The sequence below is a fragment of the Thiocapsa roseopersicina genome (assembly GCF_900106925.1).
GTDB lineage: Bacteria > Pseudomonadota > Gammaproteobacteria > Chromatiales > Chromatiaceae > Thiocapsa > Thiocapsa roseopersicina.
Map to the genome: position 1 here is coordinate 105,472 of NZ_FNNZ01000015.1, position 23,177 is coordinate 128,648.

Genomic DNA, 23,177 nt, shown 5'->3' on the forward strand with positions numbered 1-23,177 from the left:
AGGCGGGGCTCAGTCGAGTCCCGGACGACGAGATTTCCGGAGCACCGAGCATGAAACGCACCTTCCAACCCAGCCGCATCAAGCGCGCGCGGACCCATGGTTTTCGCGCTCGCAGCGCGACCAAGAATGGCCGAAAGGTCCTCAATGCCCGCCGCGCCAAGGGTCGCGTGCGCCTGATCCCCTGAACCTCGCGAAGGATCGCGCCGAGCCGCCCGCGGAGCCGGATCAGACCTTTCCGCGGACCTGTCGACTCACCCTTTCTCGACAGTTTCGTGACGTCTTTGCCGAACCGCGGCGACACGGCGGCGCCGGTTTACTCGTGTTGTACCGCGAGAACCGATCGGGGCATCCACGACTCGGGCTCGCGATCGCGAAGAAGTGCGCGCGTCGCGCTGTCGACCGAACCCGCTTGAAACGGATCGTTCGCGAAAGCTTCCGGCTCAATCGTTCGCGCCTCGGCGGATGGGATATCGTTGTGCTGTGCGCATCCGGCGCACCGGCTATGCCGAATCAGCGCCTGTTCGCCACCCTCGCCCGCGCCTGGGATACCATCGAGAAACAACCATGCGTCGAATCTTGATCGCCCTGATCCGCGCCTATCAGTACGGCATCAGTCCGCTCCTCGGGCCACATTGCCGTTTCCATCCCTCCTGCTCGCATTACGCCGTCGAGGCAATCGAGCGCCACGGACTTCTGCACGGCGGCTATCTGGCGATTCGCCGGGTTTCGCGCTGTCACCCCTGGCACGAAGGTGGCTTCGATCCAGTTCCAACCGAAAGGCAGACCTGCTCTCATGGATAACCAGCGTTTAATCCTGTTTTTCGCCCTGGCCGCCGTGGTGTTTCTCATCTACTCGGCCTGGATGGAAGACTACGGGCGCCCGGTTCAGCCGCAGGTGGCGCAGGAGCGCGGTCTGACGGTCGACGCACCCTCCTCCGCCGCCTCTTCCTCCGCGGCGCCGGATGTCCCTCAGGTTGCGACGACCCCGGATGCCGTCACGGCAGGGATGTCTGCCGCCGAAGCGCCGACATTACCCGCGCAGACCCCGATACGGATCGAGACCGACGTCTTCCATATCGAGATCTCCCCGCGCGGCGGCACCATTTCCGCGGCGTGGCTGTTGGAATATTCGACCCTCGCCGAGCGTCCGGACGATCCATTCCAGTTGCTCAAGCCCGTCCCTCCGAACATGTTTGTTGCCCAGTCCGGGCTGCTGGGCGAAGACGCTTCATCGCTGCCGACGCACGAGGCAATCTTCGCGGCTTCTCAGTCACTCTATCGGCTCGGTCCGGACGACAACACACTCGATGTCGATCTGGTCTGGGTCGGCGACACCGGCATCGAGGTCCGCAAACGCTATAGCTTCGTGCGCGGCAGTTATGTCGTGCGCACGAGCCAGTCGGTCACCAATACGACCGACTCGCCTCTCGTTGCGCGCCAGTACAACCAGCTGCAGCGCACCGATCTCATCGATCCGAACGAGTCCCGCTTCGTTCACACCTATACCGGTGCCGTCTATTACAGCCCCGAGGACAAGTATAAGAAGGTGTCGTTCGACGACATGCGCAAAGGCAAGCTGGACCGCAGCGTTGCCGATGGCTGGATCGCGATGATGCAGCATTACTTTCTGGCGGCTTGGATCCCGCCGGCGGGCGTGCTCGAGACCTTTTATACGAACGTCCTCGCCGACTCGCGTTACATCATCGGCAAATACTCGCCCGCGGTCAGCATTGCCCCCGGCGGAACCCACGTCTTCGAGAACGAGCTCTTCGTGGGTCCGAAGCTCCAAGACAAACTGGCAAGCGTGGCCCCCGGGCTGGAGCTAGCGGTCGACTACGGGTGGCTCACCGTCATCGCACAGCCGATCTTCTGGGTGCTCAGCAAGATCTACTGGGTTGTCGGAAACTGGGGTTGGTCGATTATTTTCCTGACCATTCTGATCAAGCTGGCCTTCTACAAGCTCTCCGAGACCAGCTACAAGTCGATGGCCAATATGCGGCAGCTCGCGCCTCGACTTCAGGCCTTGAAGGATCGCTACGGCGACGACAAGCAACGCCTGAATCAGGCGATGATGGAGATGTACAAGACCGAAAAGATCAACCCGCTCGGCGGCTGTCTGCCGATCCTGGTTCAGATCCCGGTCTTCATCGCACTCTATTGGGTGTTGCTCGAGAGCGTGGAGCTACGCAATGCCCCATTCGTCCTCTGGCTCGACAACCTCTCGGCCCCGGACCCCTACTTCATCCTGCCGCTGATCATGGGTGTTTCCATGTTTGTGCAGATGAAGCTGAATCCGCCGCCGCCGGATCCGATGCAGGCGAAGATCATGATGGCCTTGCCGTTCGTCTTCACGGTCTTCTTCGCCTTTTTCCCGTCGGGTCTGGTGCTTTACTGGACCGTCAACAACCTCCTGTCCATCGCGCAGCAATGGCATATCACCCGCACGATCGAGAAGCAGGCGGCCGCGGCCAAACGGAAGAAGTAGACCGAATTGGTCGAGCGCGATGGCGACCGACACCATCGCAGCCGTAGCCACCCCGCCCGGATTCGGCGGGGTGGGCATCGTGCGAGTGAGCGGAAGCGGTGTTCCCCAAATTGCTGCAGGCTTGCTTGGCCGGCTTCCTGCTGTGCGATCCGCCACCTTTGCCACCTTCCGCGACGGCTCGGGCGGATTCATCGACCAAGGCATCGTCCTTTACTTTCCCGCCCCTGCATCCTTCACGGGCGAGCATGTCCTCGAGCTTCAGGGCCACGGCGGCCCGGTCGTGTTGGACCTCCTCGTCCAGCGCTGCCTCGAGCTCGGTGCCCGCCCTGCCCGCCCCGGCGAGTTCTCCGAACGCGCCTTTCTCAACGGCAAGATCGATCTCGCTCAGGCCGAGGCCATCGCCGATCTGATCGAGAGCTCGACCGCGCTCTCCGCCCGGCTCGCCGGACGCAGCCTGCAAGGCGTCTTCTCGCAAAAGATCGACAGCCTCATCGAGCGCCTCATCCGCATGCGGACATACATCGAGGCCACGCTCGACTTTCCCGACGAAGAGCTCGATCTCGCTGCGGATCTCGGCATCTCCGACGATCTCCGGAGCCTTATCGACCTCACGAGCGAGGTTATTGACGCCGCACGCCTGGGCCAGGTGATCCGGGATGGTCTCGCGGTCGTCATCGCGGGTCCACCGAACGCCGGAAAGTCAAGCTTACTCAATGCGTTATCAGGCCAGGATGCCGCCATCGTCACCCCGATCCCGGGCACCACGCGCGATCTGCTGAAGCTCGACATCCAGGTCGACGGTTTGCCCATTCGGATCGTCGATACCGCGGGGCTGCGTCACAGCGAAGACCTCGTGGAGCGCGAAGGCGTGCGGCGAGCGCGAGCGCAGATCGACCAAGCCGATCTCGTCCTCTGGGTCTACGACGCCGCCGAGGGCCCGGATCCGCTGACCCGCGAGAGCCTTCCGGAACGGGTTCCGGTCACCCGCGTCCGCAACAAGATCGACCTCTGCGGCATGTCACCCGGATCGAGCGAGGTGGAGACGGGTACGGAGATCGCCCTCTCCGCCAAGACCGGAGATGGGCTCGACCTGCTGCGGTCGCACCTGAAGGCCCGAGCGGGCCTCGGGGGCCTGACCGAAGGGGCCTTTGTCGCGCGCCGGCGCCACCTCGACGCCCTGCACCGCGGCCACGGTCATTTACGATCGGCCCGAGACGCTCTTGCGCAGGCAGCAGGCCCAGAGCTTGTGGCCGAGGATTTACTTCACGCCCAGCACGCCTTCGGCGAGATCACCGGTCGTTTCACGTCCGAAGACTTGCTCGGGCGGATCTTCTCAAGCTTTTGTATCGGAAAGTAACGCTTGCTAGCGTCAGATCCAGGCCCAGATGATCGGCTTCCCGGGCTGCTCACCCATCCTGCGAGTTAAACAACTTGTTTCTGAGGCGTTACGTAGCCAATGATTGTGTTCAGGGGAACGGGCAGGAGCCTCAGTCCCCTCCCGCCGGTGGATGGGGAGTCTGCTCGGCGGTTGTGTTGGAGGGCCCCTTGCAGGCTATGGCTGTGTTCAAGTCTCTACCTATACGCTACCGGCCTGCGGGTGCCGCGATCGAGAAAGATCATGGCCGCACTTTAAACTAGCTGAACAGGGTCACCCATCGAGGAGCCGATTCATGAACATCGAGGCAGACGTCGCAGAAGACGGCAACGTGACGATACAAGTCCCGAAGCGATATCGCGGCAAGCGCATCCGCGTCAGCATTCAAGAAGCCGACGAGCAGGCAGCCTCTGCGCAATGGAGCAAACTGTCCGACGTCTTGGACGGACTCGATCAGCTCGGCACGCATAGTCGCAGCCATCTTCAAATCATCGACGAGCTCAAAATGTTTCGCGAGGGATCATGAAACTAGCTTACGTCGACGCCTGCGTCTGGATCAGTCTGGTCGAGGGGCTCACCACCTACCAACCCAAGATCCGCGCTGCATTGAAGAGTCTGGCCTTGGACAATTGGGTGCTCTGCACATCCGACGCAGTGCGATTGGAGGTCTTGATCGGTCCGTTGAGAAAGAAGCAAGCTCCCTTGGCGATGGCTTACCGTGCCATCCTGGAGACTACACCTGTCCTGAAAACACCCAAGTCGGTGTTCACCGATGCCCTATCGATCGCGGAAAGCGAGCGCATCAAGGCGATGGATGCGGTGCATATCGCGATCGCAAATCACTATGGCTGCGGCAGGTTCGTCACGACCGACCCGCACTTCATTTCGCTCTCGCTCTTGACACCGCTCTGGATCGATCTGGCGAACACGGATGTCTCCGAGGATTCCATCGATGGCGACGCTCGCGCAGACGATGCGCACGCGGGCTGATCAGGCAATCCGGGGTTATCCGAGCAGGTCGGCGACGGTCGCCGGCTTGTGGGTTTCCGTCGGATTGACCTCCGCGAAAAAGGTTGGGGACTAACGCAAGCCTATCAGGGATACGAGCAGGAGCGATTTACGCGCTTGCGAAGACGGAGGTAATGCCGCGATGCCGCGCGCTTGTTCAAAATCTGTTCAAAACGCACGATGGCCCAGCATTGCGCTGGGCCATTTCAGATCTTTACTTCTTCAGGTGTCGCCGAAGCTCGGGACTTAATTATGAAGAAATCACAACTCGATCAGCCGCCAAAGTTGGCCGCGACAAACTCCCAATTGATCTTGTCCCAGATCGCTTCGAGATACTTCGGACGGGCATTGCGATAGTCGACGTAGTAGGCATGCTCCCAAACGTCGACCGTCAGCAGCGCGGTCTTGCCCTCAGTCATTGGGGTGCCGGCGTTGGAGGTGTTGAAGATCTCGATGGAGCCGTCGGCGTTCTTGACCAGCCAGGTCCAGCCGGAGCCGAAGTTGGTGGCGGCGGCCTGCGAGAACTGCTTCTTGAATTCGTCGAACGAACCGAACTTGACGCTGATGGCGTCGGAGAGTGCGCCGGTCGGAGCGCCGCCGCCGTCCGGGCTGAAACAGTTCCAGTAGAAGGTGTGGTTCCAGACTTGGGCGGCGTTGTTGAACAATCCGCCCGAGGATTTCATGATGATCTCTTCGAGGCTCATGGTCTCGTACTCGGTGCCCGGGACCAGGTTGTTGAGGTTGTTGACGTAGGTCTGGTGATGCTTACCGTAGTGGTACTCGATGGTTTCGGCGGAGATCACGGGCTCGAGTGCACTCTTTTCGTAGGGTAATGCCGGGAGTTCATGGGCCATGGTCAAGCCTCCTCGAAGGTTGGAATCTGCAGTGGTCGACAGTCATCCGGAATGTTGGCCCGCGTTCGGGTATCTCAACCCGCGGATGCGGTGCCCGAGCGCGAGATGCGAAACTTTCGAGACACGATGTGGTCTTCGGCGCATCGCAGAGCACGCGACCCCGGAGGCTCCGAGACCATGAATGCCGTCGAATTGGGACTTTTCGCCAGCCGGCTCGAGTCGGTGTGCGAGGAGATGGGAGTGGTTCTGCGCCAAGCGGCCTTCTCCACCAACATCCGCGATCGGCTCGACTTCTCGTGCGCGGTCTTCGATCGGGACGGGAACCTCTGCGCCCAAGCCGCTCATATCCCAGTCCACCTCGGGAGCATGGCCTACGCGATGGGGGACATCGTCGGCGCGCTCGACTGGGCCGACGGCGACATGGTGGTCCTCAACGATCCCTTCCTCGGCGGCACCCATCTGCCGGACGTGACGCTGGTGGCCCCGCTCTTCGCAGAGGGCCGGCTGGTCGCCTTCGTCGCCAATCGCGCACATCATGCCGACATCGGGGCGAGCGCGCCGGGGTCGATGCCCGTTTCGCGCACACTCGACGAGGAGGGGCTGATCATCCCGCCCTGTCGGTTGGTCGCGCAAGGCGAGATCGACCAGCCGCGGCTGGCGCGGATCCTCGGTGCGACGCGCAACCCGGACGACGCGCGCGGCGATTTTTTCGCCCAGATCGGTGCCAATCGCGCCGGGCTGACCCGACTGCGTGGTCTGATCGACGGCCTCGGCGTCTCGGCCTATGTGTCGGCGATCCGCGCACTCGACGACTATGCCGAACGCCTTGCACGCACGGCGCTCGGTACGATCCCGCCGGGACGCTACAGCTTCGAGGATCTGATGGACGACGACGGCCAGGGGACCGAGGCGATCCCGATCCGGGTCAGCCTCGATGTGACGCCCGAGCGGATCCATGTCGATTTCGCGGGCACCGCGGGGCAGGTCGCGGGCAACATCAATTGCCCGCTGTCGGTCGCCGCGGCCGCCGTCGTCTATGTCTTTCGTTGTCTGATGCCGCCTCAGACCCCCGCCTGTGCGGGAACCTTCCGCTCGATCGACCTCTCCGCGCCGCTCGGTTGCTTGCTCAACGCGCAGCGCCCGGCAGCGGTGGCGGCGGGCAATGTCGAGACCAGCAGCCGTGTCGTGGATGTCGTGCTCGGTGCACTCGCCCGAGCGATCCCGGATCGGATCCCGGCGGCCAGTCAGGGCAGCATGAACAACCTGGCCCTCGGCAGCACCGAGACCGGCGCGGCCTGGGATTATTACGAGACCATCGGCGGCGGAATGGGCGCGGGGGCGACCGGCGGCGGTTGGTCGGGCGTCCAGACGCATATGACCAACACGCTCAATACGCCGATCGAGGTGCTGGAGGCGCGTTATCCGTTGCGGGTGTCGCGGTATGCCTTGCGGTCCGAATCGGGCGGGCAAGGGGTGCGCGCGGGCGGCGAGGGCTTGATCCGCGAGCTGACCTTTCTCGCACCGGCAGAGGTGACGCTGCTGACCGAGCGACGTCGGATCGCGCCTTGGGGCATCGCGGGCGGCGGCCCCGCCCGCTCCGGTCGGAATCGGCTCAATGGCGAAGAGCTGCAGCCCAAGGTCAGTCTTCATGTCGAGCGTGGAGATCGCCTCGCCGTGGAGACACCCGGCGGCGGTTGGGGGCGCGAGCCGGAGCCGGAAGGTATAAGTCGCGATTGATTTCCTTTGCGTCCTTCGCGCCTTTGCGGTTCAAATCCAGGGTCACAAAACGGGATCGCCGACGCGCGATCCCGACCTGACGGGAGCGGTCCGATGTGCGGTATCTGCGGTGAGTTGAGATTCGACGGCGCGCCGGCCGACCTGGAGACCATCCAGGCCATGATGGGCGAGCTGGTGCGGCGTGGGCCGGACCACGGCGGGAGCTACAGCGACGGTGCGCTCGGGTTTGGGCATCGGCGCCTTTCCATCATCGACCTCTCGGTGCGCTCCAATCAGCCGATGGTGGATGCCGAGCTGGGTCTCGCGCTGGTCTTCAACGGGACCATCTACAACTACCGGGCGCTGCGTCGTGAGCTCGAAGAGCGCGGCTACCGTTTCTTCTCCGAGGGCGACAGCGAGGTCATCCTCAAGGCCTGGCACGCCTGGGGAACCGACTGCTGCGCGCGCCTGCACGGGATGTTCGCCTTCGCCGTCTGGGACGCCAATCAGCAGGTGCTCTTTCTCGCGCGCGACCGCTTCGGCATCAAGCCGCTCTATTGGTCCGAGCAGGGCGCAACGCTGCGTTTTGCCTCCAGCACGCAGGCGCTTCTGGCGGGCGGCGGGGTGGATACGGCCATCGACCCGGTCGCGCTGCATCATCTTTTTACCCTGCATGCCGTGGTCCCCGCGCCGCGCACCATCCTGCGCGGGGTACGCAAGCTCATGCCAGGACACTGGCTGCGGTTCGACGCGCGGGGTGGCCGAACCGAAGGCACCTATTGGCGTCTGAACGCCACGCGCCCGGCGGAGCCCCGGAGCGACGCGGACTGGTTGGATGCGATTCACGTCGCGCTGCGCCACGCCGTCAAGATCCGCACCGAGGTGGCGGACGTGCCGGTCGGGGTGCTGCTCTCGGGCGGGCTGGATTCAAGCCTACTGGTCGCCCTGCTGGCTGAGGCCGGCGTGTCGGATCTGCGGACCTTCTCGGTCGGCTTCGAGGACACGCCGGAAGAGGCCGGGAGCGAGTTCCAATACTCGGATCTCGTCGTCGAGCGATACGGCACCCGGCATCACCGCTTTCTGGTCCCCAACGCGCAGGTCCTGCAGCGTCTGCCCGAGGCGATCGACGCCATGACCGAGCCCATGTTCGGTCAGGACGCCGTGGCCTTTTATCTCCTGGCCGAGCAGGTCTCGCGCGAGGTCAAGGTGGTGCAGTCCGGCCAGGGCGCGGACGAGGTCTTCGGAGGCTATTTCTGGTATCCGCGCATCGCTGCCGAGCGCGAGGGTTCGCCGGTCGAACGCTTCGCCAAACACTACTTCGACCGCGATCACGACGAATACCTGCGGATGGTCACCGATGCCTATGCAGGCGAGGACCACACCTCCGCCCTGATCGCCGAGCGCCTGGCCGAGCCCGATGCGGACGAGCTTCTGGACGCGGTCCTGCGTCTGGACGCAACGACCCTGATCGTCGACGACCCGGTCAAACGGGTCGACAACATGACGATGGCCTGGGGTCTGGAGGCGCGTGTGCCCTTCCTGGATCATCACCTGGTCGAGCTGGCCGCGCGCTGCCCGCCCGAGCTCAAGCTGCGCGAGGGCGGAAAATATCCGCTGAAGGCGATGGCCCGCGGGCTTCTCCCGGATGCCGTCATCGATCGACCCAAGGGGTATTTCCCGATGCCGGCACTCAAATACGTGCGTGGTCCTTTCCTGGAGCTCATGCGCGACGTCCTTGCATCACGCGCCAGCCGCGAGCGGGGTCTCTACCGGCAGAGCTATCTCGACCAGTTGCTGGCCGCACCGGACATGCACCACACCCGTATCCAGGGCAACAAGCTGTGGCACCTTGCCCTGCTGGAGCTCTGGCTGCAGCGCAACGTCGACATACTCGGATGAGGGCTCGACCCCGCCGGGAATTGCAAGGACCCAACCGGGAGGCATGACCCCTCCCCTTTCGGGGTAGCTTGAAAACCGATTCAGCGTCCCGAACCTTGTCGGATCGGTCGTCAACAAGCGTACGAGGTCAGCGATGGATGTTTTGGAGCGTATCGGCGAACAGGTGAAGACCAACCCGGTCGTCATCTACATGAAAGGCACACCCCAGTTTCCCCAGTGCGGCTTCTCGATGAGGGCCTCGGCGGCTCTGCAGGAGTGCGGTGTTCCTTTTGCGTACGTGAACGTCCTTCAGGATCCCGAGATCTTCGAGAATCTGCCGCGTTATGCCGACTGGCCGACCTTCCCCCAGATCTACATCGACGGCGAGCTGGTCGGCGGCTGCGACATTACGTTGGAGCTTCACGCAGGCGGCCAGCTCAAGACCATGATGGAAGAGGCGGCTGCCAAGCACGCCTGAGCGCTCGGGACGCGGGGATCGGAGGGACCTGCTTCCTCCGATCGTTTTCGCGCCGGGTTACATCGGTTCCCTCTCTTCCCAAACCCGCACGGGATCGAGCTCGCGCCAGCGATTCACGACGGTGCAAAACAGACGCGCGGTCTGCTCGGCGTCGTAGATCGCCGAGTGGGCCTCGCTGCTCTGCCAGCCGAGCCCCGCCTCCTTTGCCGCACGTGCCAACACGGTTTGACCGAACATCAGGCCGGATAAGGTCACGGTGTCGAAGACACTGAAGGCGTGGAATGGGTTACGTTTGAAACCGGTTCGCTCGACGGCCGCCTTCACGAATCCGAGGTCGAAGTGGGCGTTGTGCCCGACCAGGATTGCCCGATTGCAGCCGGTCGATTTGACCGCCTTGCGGATCGGGGTGAGGATGCGGGTCAAGGCATCCCATTCGGAAATCGCGTCCCGGAAGGGGTGGTCGGGATCGATCCGATTGAAGGCCAGTGCGCTCGGGTCGATCTCCGAGCCGACGAAGGGCAGCACGTGACAAGCGATCGGAGCAGCCGGCTCGATTCGCCCATCGGGGAGCATTCGGATGATAATAGCGGCGATCTCCAGCAGGGCATGCCGCTGAGCGTCGAAACCGGCTGTTTCGACATCGACCACCACCGGCAGAAAGCCCCGAAAGCGCGCGGCGATCCCTTCTCTCATTCTTGGTTCTTGGTTCATGGCGACAGCATAAGTGGCGCGCGGATGAATGCCAAACACAGTGATCGTGGCGGCGCGTCGCCGGGGCCGAGTTTAACCGCCGGTCCGGGCGGGACAGGCCTTCCCGAGGCTCCCGGCGCCGATCGTTCAGTCGGACGCGCCCGGCGAGGCGCACGATGATCGCCCGACTTCTGCTCGCCGCATGGCTCGCGGCGGGCACTTGCGCTTGGGCCGAACCATCGACAACCGCCGACCGACCTGCCGGGTCCGCCGCGACGCGCGGAATCCTCTTCGAGATCCACTCCCCGACAGGTGCACCGCCGAGCTTTCTCTTCGGCACGATCCACAGCGAGGATGCTCGGGTCGTGGAGCTGGCCGCGCCGGTGCGCGAGGCCTTCGATGCGAGCCCGAACGTCGCCCTCGAGGTGGTCCCGGATGCTTCGGCCATCATCCGAGCGATGGTCACCATGGCCTACACCGACGGTCGCCTGCTGCGCGACGTTCTGCCCGCCGACCTCTACCTGGAGACGGCCGACGCCCTCGTCGGCATCGGGATGCCCGAGGAGGCGTTCAAGGACATTAAGCCCTGGGCCGTCGTGACCCTGCTGAGCAGCCCGCCCTCGGAGACAGGCGAGTTTCTGGATATGCTGCTGTTTCGTCAGGCGGTCGCGGACGGCAAGCGGGTCGAGGGCTTGGAAACCATGACCGAGCAACTCGCCGTCTTCGACGCACTCTCCGAGACCGATCAGATCACGCTGCTGCGTGAGACGCTGGCGACGCGTGGGCAACTCCCGCGCATGTTCGAGGCACTGATCGCCGCCTATGTGGAACGTGATATCGATAAGCTGCAGCACCTGAGCGACCAACACCTCGCGGAAAGCGATCCCCGTCTCGCCGCACACTTTCAAGAGGTGGTCATCGATTCGCGCAACCACCGGATGGTGGAACGCATGGTGCCCCTCCTGGCCGAGGGCGGCTGGTTCATCGCGATCGGCGCTCTGCATCTTCCCGGCGATCAGGGCGTCGTTGCGCTGCTGAGACGGCACGACCATGGCGTGACGGTCGTCTTCTGAAGCGCGCCCCGGCACGGACCGAGCGAGGCACGGGCTGTGATAGCATTTGCACAACGTGTCGCGAGAGATCAGCTACGCATGAAGGACCGTGATTTGAGCGCCTATCGACAACTGACTTGGCTGGGGATCTTGGTCATCCTGATGCTCGGCGCGGGCTGCACCACCTCGCCGAGTCGGATCTCCGAGCCACGCGATCCTCTGGAGCCCTTTAATCGGGCCGTTTTCCGGTTCAATACCGATTTCGACAATGCCTTTTTCAAGCCGGTCGCGAAGGGGTATCAGGCCATCACGCCGGATCCTGTCGAACGTGGCGTGACCAACTTTTTCGGCAATCTCGCCGACGTCACCTCCTTGGTCAACAACGTGCTGCAGTTCAAGATGTCGCGTGCCGGCAGCGATGTCGGGCGGCTCTTCATCAACTCGACGGTCGGCGTGCTGGGCTTCGTCGATGTCGCGACCAACGTGGGCTTGCCGAGCTACAAGGAAGATTTCGGTCAGACACTCGGCTACTGGGGACTCGACTCGGGCGCCTTCATCATGTTGCCGCTCTTGGGGCCGAGCAGCGTGCGCGACGCCTTCGGCGATGTCGGCGACGTCTTCACGGATCCCTTGTTCAACCTAGATCCCCTCTTCGACATCGATCGGGACCACATCTACTGGGGCCTGATTGCGCTCCGGACGATCGACAAGCGAGCCAACTATTTGGCGACCAGCGATATCCTCGAGGACGCGGCCATCGATCCCTACATCCTGCTGCGCGACGCCTATCTGCAGCGGCGTCACTATCGGGTGCACGACGGCAATCCGCCAACGGTTGAAGGTGAGGAGGACTTCTGGGACGAGATCGATTTCGACAACGATCCGGGCTAAACCGCGTCCGCAGCGGTTGCTTTGGTTCGAGCGGGCCGTTGACGCATGAGCAAACAACAAGGCCCGGTGCGGACGCGGTTTAGTGGGTTAAGATTTTCGCGATTTCCGGGAGTAAGCATCCGAACTACGCACGCCTGGAAATCCTGTAGGGGCGACTGAAGTCGCCCCTACAGGATGGTCGATCCTTTCACGGAAACCGCCTTGGAATCGATGTGCCGAAATGGACCGTGGGTAAGCCGGAGTCGGCAGCAGCCGGGCGCAGCTGCTCAAGGCATCAGGCGCCAGACGACGGCTTCACTGGCACGTAAAGGCACCACTCGGCTGGACCCGAAGGGATAGGACGCTGGAACGACCCAGGGCTCGCGGCTCAGACGAATGTTCCCGGCATTGCGGGGCAGGCCGTAAAAATCCGCGCCATGGTGGCTCGCGAACCCCTCAAGACGCTCCAAGGCGCCCGCCTGCTCGAACACCTCGGCATAGAGCTCGATCGCGGCGTGGGCGCTGAAGGCTCCGGCACAACCGCAGGCGGTCTCTTTGCCCTCGATTGCATGCGGCGCGCTGTCGGTGCCGAGGAAGAATCGAGGATGACCGTCGGTTGCGGCCGAGACCAGTGCGAGTCGATGCCGCTCGCGCTTGAGGATCGGCAGGCAATACAGATGCGGGCGAATACCGCCGGCGAGCATGGCGTTGCGGTTGTAGAGCAGGTGATGGGGCGTGATGGTGGCAGCCAGGGTCGGCGGTCCGTCGCGCACGAATTCGACCGCCTCGGCGGTCGTCACATGCTCGAAGACGACCTTGAGCCCCGGGAATGCCCGGACGATCGGCTCCAAGCGCTCGTCGATGAAGCGCTGCTCGCGGTCGAAGATGTCGACCTGATCGTCCGTGACCTCGCCGTGCACCAAGAGCGGCAAATCCACGCGCTGCATCGCCTCGAAGACCGGATAGCGTCCGAGCAGGTCCGTGACCCCGTTTTCCGAGTTGGTGGTCGCCCCGGCTGGATAGAGCTTGCAGGCAAACACTTGGCAGCTCGCCTTGGCCGCGGCGATCTCGGCGGGGCTTGTCTCATCCGTGAGATAGAGCGTCATCAATGGCTGAAAATCGCTGCCGGGCGGCAGTGCATCCAGGATGCGGGCCCGGTAGGCGAGCGCCCGGGCGGTATCCACGACCGGTGGCTTCAGATTGGGCATGACGATCGCCCGCCCGAAACAACGCGCGGTGTGGGCGAGCGCATCCGCCAGGACATCCGCGTCGCGCAGATGCAGATGCCAGTCGTCCGGTCGGGTGATGCAAAGCTCCGTGATCTCGGTCATTTCAAACAAGCCGATAGCGCGCCCCGCAATAGGGACAGGACGCCTCGTGGCTCGGCTCGTCTTCGATCGGCAGATAGACCCGAGGGTGCATATTCCAGACAGGGGCGCCCGGCAAGGGGCAAGAGAGCGGCAGATCCTTGCGGCTGACCTTGATCAGCTCATGCTCGGCCCGCGTCTCGACGGCGGCGTTGGACATCGGCAAAGTCTCCATCGAATGAGATGATCGGGCAGGCACCACGGCGAATCCACGAGGTCCGCGATTGCGTTGTCTTCTCTTTAAATCGCGTCAGCTCCGGCGGCGACGAAAGGCTCCGGCATCGACCCAAAGCCGATACCGGGCCGAACCATCACCGGACGCGATTTAAACCGGCGTGAGCCATTCCGGATAGGCCGGAAGACGCCCGTGCACCAAGTCGAAGTAGAGACTCTGGAGCTGCTCGGTGATGGGTCCCCGCCCACCGTTGCCGATGATCCGACCGTCGACCTCGCGGATCGGCGTCACCTCGGCGGCAGTGCCGGTGAAGAATGCCTCGTCGGCGATATAGACCTCGTCGCGCGTGATCCGCTTCTCCACCACCTCGATCCCGAGTTCGCGCGCCAGCGTCATGACGGTGCGCCGCGTGATGCCGTCGAGTGCGGAGGTCAGATCCGGCGTATAGAGCACGCCCTTGCGCACGATGAAGACGTTCTCGCCGCTGCCTTCCATGACAAACCCGGAGGTATCGAGCAGCAGGGCCTCGTCGTAGCCGTCACGCAGCGCCTCCTGAAGCGCCATCATGGAATTCATGTAGTTGCCGTTGGCCTTGGCGCGACACATGGTGACATTCACATGATGACGGGTGAAGGAGGAGACCCGCACGCGAATGCCTCGCTTCATGTTCTCCTCGCCGAGATAGGAGCCCCACTCCCAGGCGGCGACGATGCAATGCACCTCCAGGTTGTCGGCACGCAGACCCATGCCTTCCGGGCCGTAGAAGAACATCGGTCGGATGTAGGCCGAATCGAGATTGTTCTCGCGCACGGCGATCCGCTGGGCCTCGTCGATGGTCTCGCGGTCGAACGGCAGCTTCATGCCGAGGATATGGGCGGAGTCGAAGAGCCGATCGGTATGGTCGCGCAGACGAAAGATCGCCGGTCCCTGCTCGGTCCGGTAGGCGCGCACGCCTTCGAAGACGCCCATGCCGTAATGGAAGGTGTGAGTCAGGACATGCGTCTTGGCCTCCCGCCAGGGCACCATTTCACCGTTGTGCCAGATCAGGCCATCACGGTCCGCCATCGTTGCCATGTGCTTACTCGCTCCGGTTGCATCGGGACAGGATCCCGTTTCGATTCGTTCGCAAAGACCGCCGTCAGGACGACGGCTCATCCATCAAGGTGTGCCACAGGGACTGGACGCGCTCGCGCTCGGGCAGCAGTCGCGCGTCCGCGACCGTCTTGGGCTGCTCCTGCAAGGCGCTGCGATGGTAGGCCGCGCGCAGCGTCTTGTAGGCCGCGGTCAAATCTTCCGCCGCTCGCCCGGGCAGCAGATCGAGCCGCCCGAGTGTTTCGAGCAGACGCACGTTGTCGGTCCAGTCGGCCAGCGCCGGATGCTCCGACGCCCAACGTAAGACCGCGTATTGAACCATAAACTCGATATCCGCAATACCGCCAGGGCCCTGCTTGAGATCGAATCGACCGCCGCCGGTCTTGTCGAGATTCGCCCGCATCTTCGCCCGCATCTCACGCACGTCCTTGCGCAGCTGCTCGGGGTCGCGCTCGCGACGGATGATCTCGCGCCGAAGCGCGCCGAAACGCGCCGCCAACTGCGGATCGCCGGCCACGGGTCGGGCGCGGATCAGGGCCTGATGCTCCCAGGTCCAGGCCGCGTTCGACTGATAGGCGTCGAAGGCCGCAAGCGAGCGCACCAGCAACCCGCGATTGCCGTCCGGGCGCAGACGCATGTCGATCTCGTAGAGCACACCCGAGGGTGTTTGGGTGGTCATCATGTGGATCATGCGCTGGCCCAGTCGCATGAAGAACTGTTCATTGCTGATCTCCTTCGCCCCGTCGGTCATGGCCGTCTGCGACTCGGTGCCGTGGATGAAGACCAGATCCAGGTCCGAGCCGTAGCCCAGCTCGATCCCGCCGAGCTTGCCGTAGCCCAAGACCAGGAAGCCCGTCTCGCCCCCGAGGATCTCGGTCGGGCGGCCGTGCCGCTGCGCGAGGTGATCGAAGGCCAACCGCAGGACGCGACGGATCGATACCTCGGCGATCTCGGTCAGGTAATCGCTCACCACCATGAGCGGAATCACCTCGGTCAGATCCGCGGCGGCGACCCGGAGCATGTTCCCTTGTGCGAACTGGCGCAGACGCTCCATCTGCTGCTCCAGGTCGTCCGCGTCGACGTGCAGCAGGAGTGCATCTAGCTCGGCCTCCAAGTCGGCGCGGCGCAAGGGCACGTAGAGCCGACGCGTATCGATCAATTCGTCCAGCAACAAGGGTTGGCGACAGATCCGGTCGGTAAACCAGGGGCTCATGCCCGCCAGACGTGCAAGCTGCGACAGGATGACCGGATGCTCGCCGAGCATGGCGAGATACGAGGTCCGCCGCGCCACCGCCTCGAGGACCTTGAGCACCCGTTCGATGGCGAGGTCGGGCTGCTCGCTCGCGGCCGTCTCGCGCAGCACCATCGGCATCAAGCGCTCCAGGCGGTCGTGACCGCGGCGCGTCAACCCTTTGCGCGCGATCGCATCCCTGAACCGAATCAGTCGAGCCTGGACGGCCTCGGGCTCGGCGAAGCCGGCCTCGGACAGCGCGGACACCTCGTGGGCCGCCTCGCCTTCGCCGTGCCAGAGCGCGATCAAGCCGGGCTCATGCCGCAGCTCTTCCCCCTCGGGTGCCGCGAACACCTGGTCGAACTGCTCCTGCACCTGGCGACGATGTCCCACAAGGACTGCGTCGAAGGCCGGCCAATCGGCGAACCCCATCGAACGCGCAAGACGCGCCCGCCCCGGCTCGTCGACGGGCAGCAGATGGGTTTGCTTATCGCGATACGCCTGGATGCGGTTTTCGACCAAGCGGAGAAAACAGTAAGCCTCATCCAGCCCCCGCACGGCGGACTCGGGCATCAACTGTTTCTGCGCCAGGAGTGCCAACACCTCGCGAATGGGGCGGATCTGCAGGTCCGCGTCGTGACCGCCGCGGATCAACTGGAAGGCCTGACCGATAAACTCGATCTCCCGGATGCCGCCCGGACCCAGCTTGATGTTGGCGTCCATGCCGCGACGATGGAGCTCTTTGGCGATCATCCGCTTGAGATCGCGCAGGGACTCGATGGCACCGAAATCCAGATAGCGCCGGTAGACGAAGGGCCGCAGCATCGCCATCAGCTCGCGCGCGTCGTCCGGGTCGCCGGCGACGACGCGCGCCTTGATCATGGCGTAGCGCTCCCACTCCCGCGCCTGGGTCTGGTAGTAGTCCTCCAGGGCGTTGAAGCTCATGGCGAGCGGTCCTGACTCGCCGAAGGGTCGCAGGCGCGTATCGACGCGAAAGACGAATCCGTCGACCGTCTGGCTGCCCAGGGCTTGGGCCAAGCGTTGCCCGAGCTTGATGAAGAACTGCTCGTTGGTCAGGGCGCGCGGACCGCCTTCCGTCTCGCCGTTGGCGGCAAAGGCAAAAATGAGGTCGATGTCCGAGCTCAGATTCAGCTCGCGGGCACCGAGCTTGCCCATCCCCAGCACGGTCAACCGCAGGGCCCGTCCGGCCGCGTCGCGTGGCGTGCCGAGCTCCGTGCAGGTCCAGGCGTGCAGCCGATCCAGCGCGCCGCGGATGCAGAGGTCGGCCAGCTCGGTGAGATGCTCGAGTGTCTCCGCAAGCTCGGCCCAACCTGCGATGTCGCGCCAGATGATGCGGATCATCTCGCGCCGGCGGAAGCGACGCAGGGCCTGTTGTAGCGCGGGCTCGTCCGTCGTCTCGGCCAATGCGGCATCGAGACTGCTCGCCAACGCGACGGCGTCGTGCGGCTGCTCGAGCGCCCCGCTCGCGATCAGATCGGGGAGGACCTCCGGATGCCGGGCGACCGAGACGGCGACATAGTCGCTGGCCTCCCAAACCCGTGCCCGCGCCTCGGCGAAGGCCGGGGCGTCCGGTAGATCGACGCCCTGCTCTGCGGCCCAGTCGAGCCAGGTCTGCCAATGGGCCTCGGTCGCCGGGTCGAGATTCCGGAAGCTGTCCATAGAGACGCGGTCAGAGCGGCTCGATGCCATAGCGCGCCGCGAGACGATAGGTCTCGCCGGGCGGGATCTCGATCACCTCGGAGGCCGTGTTGACCGTCTCCACGCAGACGAAGCGCCGGTAATCCTGATCGTCGAGATCGTCCATCGCTTTCGCGGTCTCGACCCAGGGGTTCCAGACCACGGCGGTGCGGCTGTGCTCGGATTCGATGCGGATGCGCCGATCCAGGGTCGGGTCGACGATGCTCAGCAGCGGCGGCACATCCTCGTAGATGCGATTGACCTCGCGCTCGATCGCGACCTGTCCCACTTGACGGATCACGGCATCGCCGGCGCCGACGGCCTTGTCGATGTAGCTGCGTCCGTCGAGACCCTTGACCCGGATCCGGCTCGCATCGCCGACCTTGAAATAGGCATGCAGACCTTGGGTGATACTGAAGGGTCGGTCGCCGGCATTCAGGGTGCTCAAGGCGACCGAGAGGGTCGCGCCCACGTGGATGTCGACCAAGAGATTGAAATATTGCGGCCAGATGGCGCGGGTGTCGGCGTCGTCCGCAATCCCCAGCTCCACCCGCGTGGATCCGTCGGCGAGCGCCTCGGTCGCGAGTACCGTCCAGGGCCAGGCGCGCACGAACCCGTGGGCCGGCCGCCCTTTCGCCTCCGGATCCGCGCCGAACCAGGGCCAGCAGATCGGGATGCCGCCCTTGATCGCCTTGCCCTCGGCGAAATACGCCCGCTCGCTCACGAAGAGCAGATCATCCTCGGCATCCCTCGGCCGGTACGCCAACACCTGTCCGGCATAGGGCGAGATGAGGGCTGTCGCCTGCGCATTGGCGATCTCGATCATGGTCAGGCCGCCACGGCCTTTGGTGAAATGCAGGATGCCGTCGATGCCGTCGATGCCGTGCTCGGCGTTTAATGCCTCGATGTCCATGGATGATCCTCCAGGTCGGTGGGGAATTCGGGTCGAAAAGGCCCCTGTGGGCAAGCAATCCACGGAGCGCCGTGCCGGGGCACTCGGCATCCCGCGATCTCGGCCGACGGCCGGGCCCGATCGCGACGGGTGGCCCGGAGCGTAGCTCCCGAGCCGCTGCTCCGCAAGGCGCCTGCGGCGGCGCCGTACGACCGAGCGGTTTCCGAGATCCCTCATGGAGACGCAGTGCTTGCCGCTCCCGAGACGCCCGAGCCAAGATGCGCCGAGATACGATCCCAACCGAGCCGATGGAGCCCATGGACCCGATGTCAGTGACCCGGACCACACCCACCCGCCACCCCGAATGGCTGGAAAGCCTCTACGAGCGCCTCGCCGAAGACGACGAGGGACGCACCTGCAAAGAGATCAGCGCCGAGGCCTGTCACGAGACACCGGGCAACTTTCTCCACACACTGATCGCCAACACACTCAGCAACATCGCCGACCGTTTGGCGAGCGCCAAGACCACCCTACCCTGGCTGCTTCTGCAATTGGGCGCACCGGCCTGGATGCTGAGCCTGCTGGTGCCGATTCGCGAATCCGGCTCCATGCTGCCGCAGATCCTGATCGGCGAGATCGTCCGGCGTCAAGCCATCCGCAAATGGGTATGGGTCTGGGGCGGTGTGGTTCAGGGGCTCAGTCTGGCCGCGATCGGCTGGGTCGCCTTCGCCCTCGAAGGGGCGACGGCCGGCGCTGCGGTCATCGGACTCCTGATCCTCTTCAGCCTGGCGCGCGGCGCCTGCTCCGTCGCCTACAAGGACGTGCAGGGCAAGACCATCCCCAAGACACGCCGCGGGCGCCTATCCGGCTGGATCAGCGCCATCGCCGGCCTCGGCGCCATGGGTGTCGGCCTAGGGCTCGGCGCCGTGCAGGACGGCGCGGAGTCGACCGGCCTCTATGTCGCACTCCTGGCCGGCGCGGCCATCCTCTGGCTCCTGGCCGCCTGGTCATTCAGCCGCATCGTCGAGTTCCCGGGTGCGACCGAGGGCGGCTCCAATGCACTGGCCGAGGCCGTCGCCCGACTCGCGATCCTGCGCGACGACGCGCCCTTCAGACAATTCGTCATCGCCCGTGCACTGGCGATGGGCTCCGGACTCGCGGCACCCTTCTATGTCGCACTCGCACGCGACGATCTCGGCGGGGCCATCTCGCTGCTCGGCATCTTCATCGCCGTGGAAGGACTCGCCGGTCTGGTCAGCTCGCCGGTCTGGGGCCGCTGGTCGGATCACTCCAGCCGACAGGTCTTCGCCGCCGCTTGCGGGTTGGCCGCGGTCCTCTCGATCGCGGTCGCGCTCTGGTCCTGGCTCGCGATGTCGAGCGCGGCGGCGATCTGGTTCTACCCGATCGCCTTCTTCGGGCTGGGCATTGCGCACGCCGGCGTCCGGCTTGGGCGCAAGACCTATCTGGTCGACATGGCAGAAGGCAACAAGCGCACTGACTATGTCGCGGTCAGCAACAGCGTCATCGGCGCACTGCTGCTCGTGTCCGGGCTGCTCGGCGCATTGGCGGCGACCGTCTCGGTGGAGGCCACCATCCTTCTGCTCGGTCTCGCCGGGTTGGTCGGATCGGCGCTCAGCCTGCGGTGGAAGGAGGTTTCCGGGTGATGCGAAAAGGTCCGCAACCCATCGGCGTCACTCACGGCCCGGCCACCAAGCCCCGTTCGAACCACAGGCGACGCCAATCCGGAGGCGTCACGCATCGTTTGGCGCAATCGATGCAGGGTCGATCGACCGACGAGGGAGCTGTCTGACCTCCGTCCTTCAAGCGGAAGACCCGAGCGCCGCCGTCGCGACAGCCGCTTCCCCTCGAGAGGAAACCGCCGACTGGGGCTCTTGTTATCAAGAATCATTCTTAATAAGATGATGCCTGTGTGTTTCCGAACGAAGTCGATCGGACAGGTACCGAGATGAAGATTTGTCATCAGACGAACGGGCGCTTGCGGTTGCGCATTTCGGCTCTGCATCAGGATAGAGAGGTCGCGGACCGCCTGGAAACGGCGCTCCGTGGACACGCCGGTATCGAGGCGGTCCGGGCGAACCCGGCCTGCGCGAGCCTGGTGGTCCGTTACGAGGCCGGGACGCTGGACGCCGCGGCGATCCAAGACCGTGTCCATGCCCTGTTGAATCCGCCCGCGTCGGTCACGGCGTCGCCCGCGGATCCAGTCCAGCACGCATTGCAGCTCTGGTGGTCTCGGGCACGACGGGGTATGGCAGATTGGAAGGCGATGTTCGGGAGCCTTCCGCGGTCGCTCGACCGCGCGCCGCCGCGGCGGCCATCGCCCACGCGTGCGGCCCCCCGCAAACACGAAGCCCCGATTCTCCTGTGTCGGCTGAATTTGCGTTTAACCCGCTGGATGCTACGCACCTCGGCGCGCGGCTGGTTGCAAGAGCTGTTTCCGGAGCGGACGGCCTCGCCCGGGCGATGTTCGACCCCGTCGGCAGGACTGTGGCGATGACACCGAAACCGAGCTCCCGCGTATCGCCGAGCTGGATCCCGATACGCGTATCACTGGACGCAAGCGGCAAAACCGGGTTCTCTTAATCACGCACCACGAGTAATGGAATCACCCCGTATTATCAGCACAATCAATTTCGAATAAATTCTTCGCGCTTTCCGGGTATTTGCGTTATCGATCATTCATAACGGCGTCATCGCTTCTTAATCCGTGCCTCGTATAGTCCGGGCTTCCAGAACCCCTACTATCAGGATACCCGGCACATGAGCGATCATATTGACCCTGCGAAGGAAGTGGACTCCGGCGATGAGCCGATGAGTAATCACTCGAATAACCCTCATTTTTCTGCGATTCTCGACAAACGCCTCTCTCGGAGGCAGGTTCTGACCGGTAGTTTGAACACAGCGATCGCAGGCGTATTCGGCGCAGCCGGCGTCGCATCCTCGGCAAACGCCGCCGATCCGACACTTCTTCCCCCGACCGCGGAAGGTAAGCGACCTCTTGGACTCAATCCGACACTCGGCTTCGATGCGATCCCCGTCACCCGTTCGGATACCGCAACAGTCCCATTTGGCTACAAGGCGCAGGCGTTGGTTCCGTGGGGGACACCGATCACCGGCAGCGCCCCTGCGTACGACGGGGTCAACGGCAACAGCGGTGCGGACCAAGAGCAGCAGGTTGGCTCGCACCATGACGGCATGCATTATTTTCCGATGGCCGAGAACCCGAACCACCATGGGCTGCTGTGCCTAAACCACGAATACGTCGATCAAAACATTCTGCATGTCAACGGTCCGACCAATTCACCGAACGGGCCGCGCCCCAAAGGCGAGGTCCGCAAGGAGATTGCCGCTCACGGCGTCAGCGTACTGGAGATCAAGAAGACCGACGGCACCTGGAACCTGGTCGAGGGCAACTACAACCGCCGCATTACAGCCGGCACACCGATGAGGATCGGCGGCCCGGTGCGGGGCAGCGATTTGGTCAAGACGAAATATAGCCCGCACGGACTCAGGACCCGCGGGACCATCAACAACTGCGCGCACGGCTATACGCATCCCATTACACACAACTTTAAGTGTACAGGCTAAGATATCGCTTTTGGACGATCTCCGGGGGCGTCGATGGGCTGGGCAGAAGCGGAATTTCAAGGACTTGATCTGGGCGATACGCGCCGCGAGCGGCGTGCCGTGCAGTTGGTCGAGCGCTTGGCGGAGCGCCCGACGGCGAGCATTCCCGAGGCCTGCCGGGGTTGGGGCGAGACGCAGGCGGCGTATCGGTTTCTCGGCTCCGAGGCGTACGACTGGATGGACATCCTGGAGCCGCACCGTCAGTGCACCCGCACGCGCATGGCGGCACACCCGGTGGTGTTGTGTCTGCAGGACACCACGGAGCTGGACTTCAACGCTCAGGCGATCGCCGGCCTCGGGCCGTTGAGCTACGAAGCGCAACGCGGGATGTATCTGCATCCGACGTATGCCGTGAGCCCGGCACGCGAGCCGCTGGGCGTGCTGGACGCCTGGATGTGGGCACGCCAACCGAAAGGGCCCGACGGAACCCGTGCCGGCGAAAAGGAAAGCGTCCGTTGGCGCGAGGGGTATGCGCGCGTCGCCGAGCTGGCGGCCGAGCTGCCCGCGACACGGCTGGTGTATGTCGCCGACCGCGAGGCCGACATCCGCGACCTCATGGTGCGTGCGCGCGATCTGGGCACGCCGGCGGACTGGCTGGTGCGCGCCAAGCACAATCGGGCGCTGCCCGCGGGCGGCAAGCTGTGGCCGACGGTGTTGGCCGGTGCGGTCTT

General features: G+C 64.2%; 23 protein-coding genes. 16 read left to right on the forward strand and 7 right to left on the reverse strand.

Going from position 1 to position 23,177, the window contains the following annotated elements; genetic code table 11:
- Positions 1-50: 50 nt before the first annotated feature.
- The 7 genes from rpmH to BLV04_RS15960 all read left to right on the forward strand — a co-directional run bounded on the left by rpmH (position 51) and on the right by BLV04_RS15960 (position 4,850).
- Positions 51-185, forward strand: coding sequence for a 50S ribosomal protein L34 (gene rpmH, locus BLV04_RS15930; protein ID WP_093034278.1), 135 nt, complete (start codon positions 51-53; stop codon positions 183-185).
- The gene (gene rnpA, locus BLV04_RS15935; RefSeq protein WP_093034281.1) at positions 182-580 is read left to right on the forward strand and encodes a ribonuclease P protein component; all 399 of its coding nucleotides are present in this window, start codon (positions 182-184) and stop codon (positions 578-580) included. The genes rpmH and rnpA overlap by 4 nt, the downstream gene beginning before the upstream one ends.
- Positions 565-801, forward strand: a complete 237-nt coding sequence (gene yidD / locus BLV04_RS15940; protein ID WP_093034284.1) for a membrane protein insertion efficiency factor YidD — start codon at positions 565-567, stop codon at positions 799-801. Before rnpA ends, yidD begins: the two co-directional genes overlap by 16 nt.
- Entirely contained in the window at positions 794-2,485 is a 1,692-nt protein-coding gene (gene yidC, locus BLV04_RS15945) for a membrane protein insertase YidC (protein WP_093034287.1), read from the forward strand. The genes yidD and yidC overlap by 8 nt, the downstream gene beginning before the upstream one ends.
- A gap of 19 nt (positions 2,486-2,504) precedes the next feature.
- Entirely contained in the window at positions 2,505-3,842 is a 1,338-nt protein-coding gene (gene mnmE, locus BLV04_RS15950) for a tRNA uridine-5-carboxymethylaminomethyl(34) synthesis GTPase MnmE (protein WP_093034290.1), read from the forward strand.
- Positions 3,843-4,155: 313 nt separating this feature from the next.
- Positions 4,156-4,386 (forward strand): hypothetical protein, encoded by a 231-nt coding sequence (locus BLV04_RS15955; RefSeq protein ID WP_093034293.1) that lies wholly within the window; start codon positions 4,156-4,158, stop codon positions 4,384-4,386.
- Positions 4,383-4,850, forward strand: coding sequence for a type II toxin-antitoxin system VapC family toxin (locus BLV04_RS15960; protein ID WP_093034296.1), 468 nt, complete (start codon positions 4,383-4,385; stop codon positions 4,848-4,850). The genes BLV04_RS15955 and BLV04_RS15960 overlap by 4 nt, the downstream gene beginning before the upstream one ends.
- 290 nt (positions 4,851-5,140) lie before the next feature.
- Here the strand turns inward: BLV04_RS15960 and BLV04_RS15965 are convergent, their stop codons facing one another.
- Positions 5,141-5,722: a superoxide dismutase gene (locus BLV04_RS15965; protein ID WP_093034300.1), complete on the reverse strand. Its 582-nt coding sequence runs from the start codon at positions 5,720-5,722 to the stop codon at positions 5,141-5,143.
- A gap of 177 nt (positions 5,723-5,899) precedes the next feature.
- Here BLV04_RS15965 and BLV04_RS15970 point away from each other — a divergent pair, with 177 nt between their 5' ends.
- The 3 genes from BLV04_RS15970 (at position 5,900) to grxD (ending at position 9,794) form a co-directional block, all read left to right on the forward strand.
- Entirely contained in the window at positions 5,900-7,459 is a 1,560-nt protein-coding gene (locus BLV04_RS15970; RefSeq protein WP_093034303.1) for a hydantoinase B/oxoprolinase family protein, read from the forward strand.
- Positions 7,460-7,552: 93 nt separating this feature from the next.
- On the forward strand, positions 7,553-9,337 hold the full coding sequence (locus tag BLV04_RS15975; protein WP_093034307.1) for an N-acetylglutaminylglutamine amidotransferase: 1,785 nt from the start codon (positions 7,553-7,555) through the stop codon (positions 9,335-9,337).
- Positions 9,338-9,470: 133 nt separating this feature from the next.
- Positions 9,471-9,794 (forward strand): Grx4 family monothiol glutaredoxin, encoded by a 324-nt coding sequence (grxD, locus tag BLV04_RS15980; protein ID WP_093034310.1) that lies wholly within the window; start codon positions 9,471-9,473, stop codon positions 9,792-9,794.
- A 57-nt stretch (positions 9,795-9,851) separates the two neighbouring features.
- Here grxD and rnt read toward each other — a convergent pair whose 3' ends face one another.
- Positions 9,852-10,487, reverse strand: coding sequence for a ribonuclease T (gene rnt, locus BLV04_RS15985; protein ID WP_371828648.1), 636 nt, complete (start codon positions 10,485-10,487; stop codon positions 9,852-9,854).
- Between the two features lie 173 nt (positions 10,488-10,660).
- Between rnt and BLV04_RS15990 the strand changes: the two genes are divergently transcribed.
- Together BLV04_RS15990 and BLV04_RS15995 are read left to right on the forward strand one after the other, a co-directional pair.
- A complete protein-coding gene (locus BLV04_RS15990; protein WP_093034313.1) occupies positions 10,661-11,557 on the forward strand; it encodes a TraB/GumN family protein in 897 nt (298 codons plus the stop codon).
- 78 nt (positions 11,558-11,635) lie between these two features.
- The gene (locus tag BLV04_RS15995) at positions 11,636-12,427 is read left to right on the forward strand and encodes an MlaA family lipoprotein (RefSeq protein WP_093034316.1); all 792 of its coding nucleotides are present in this window, start codon (positions 11,636-11,638) and stop codon (positions 12,425-12,427) included.
- Between the two features lie 266 nt (positions 12,428-12,693).
- Here BLV04_RS15995 and pyrC read toward each other — a convergent pair whose 3' ends face one another.
- The 5 genes from pyrC to BLV04_RS16020 form a co-directional block, all read right to left on the reverse strand.
- Positions 12,694-13,728 carry a dihydroorotase gene (gene pyrC / locus BLV04_RS16000; protein ID WP_093034356.1) on the reverse strand — a complete coding sequence of 345 codons (1,035 nt, stop codon included), beginning with the start codon at positions 13,726-13,728 and terminating at the stop codon, positions 12,694-12,696.
- Positions 13,729-13,738: 10 nt separating this feature from the next.
- The gene (locus BLV04_RS16005; protein WP_093034360.1) at positions 13,739-13,933 is read right to left on the reverse strand and encodes a zinc-finger domain-containing protein; all 195 of its coding nucleotides are present in this window, start codon (positions 13,931-13,933) and stop codon (positions 13,739-13,741) included.
- Between the two features lie 165 nt (positions 13,934-14,098).
- Entirely contained in the window at positions 14,099-15,022 is a 924-nt protein-coding gene (locus tag BLV04_RS16010; RefSeq protein ID WP_093034319.1) for a branched-chain amino acid transaminase, read from the reverse strand.
- Positions 15,023-15,086: 64 nt separating this feature from the next.
- Positions 15,087-17,951: a bifunctional [glutamate--ammonia ligase]-adenylyl-L-tyrosine phosphorylase/[glutamate--ammonia-ligase] adenylyltransferase gene (gene glnE / locus BLV04_RS16015; protein WP_093034322.1), complete on the reverse strand. Its 2,865-nt coding sequence runs from the start codon at positions 17,949-17,951 to the stop codon at positions 15,087-15,089.
- A 10-nt stretch (positions 17,952-17,961) separates the two neighbouring features.
- On the reverse strand, positions 17,962-18,882 hold the full coding sequence (locus tag BLV04_RS16020; protein ID WP_093034325.1) for a D-hexose-6-phosphate mutarotase: 921 nt from the start codon (positions 18,880-18,882) through the stop codon (positions 17,962-17,964).
- A 296-nt stretch (positions 18,883-19,178) separates the two neighbouring features.
- Here BLV04_RS16020 and BLV04_RS16025 point away from each other — a divergent pair, with 296 nt between their 5' ends.
- The 4 genes from BLV04_RS16025 to BLV04_RS16040 all read left to right on the forward strand — a co-directional run.
- A complete protein-coding gene (locus BLV04_RS16025; protein ID WP_245731923.1) occupies positions 19,179-20,525 on the forward strand; it encodes an MFS transporter in 1,347 nt (448 codons plus the stop codon).
- A gap of 302 nt (positions 20,526-20,827) precedes the next feature.
- Positions 20,828-21,376, forward strand: coding sequence for an HMA2 domain-containing protein (locus tag BLV04_RS26080; protein WP_371828649.1), 549 nt, complete (start codon positions 20,828-20,830; stop codon positions 21,374-21,376).
- Positions 21,377-21,639: 263 nt separating this feature from the next.
- Entirely contained in the window at positions 21,640-22,467 is an 828-nt protein-coding gene (locus BLV04_RS16035) for a PhoX family protein (RefSeq protein WP_093034329.1), read from the forward strand.
- A 33-nt stretch (positions 22,468-22,500) separates the two neighbouring features.
- Positions 22,501-23,177, forward strand: a 677-nt coding sequence (locus BLV04_RS16040) for an IS4/Tn5 family transposase DNA-binding protein (RefSeq protein WP_139191946.1), incomplete at its 3' end; no start/stop codon positions are given.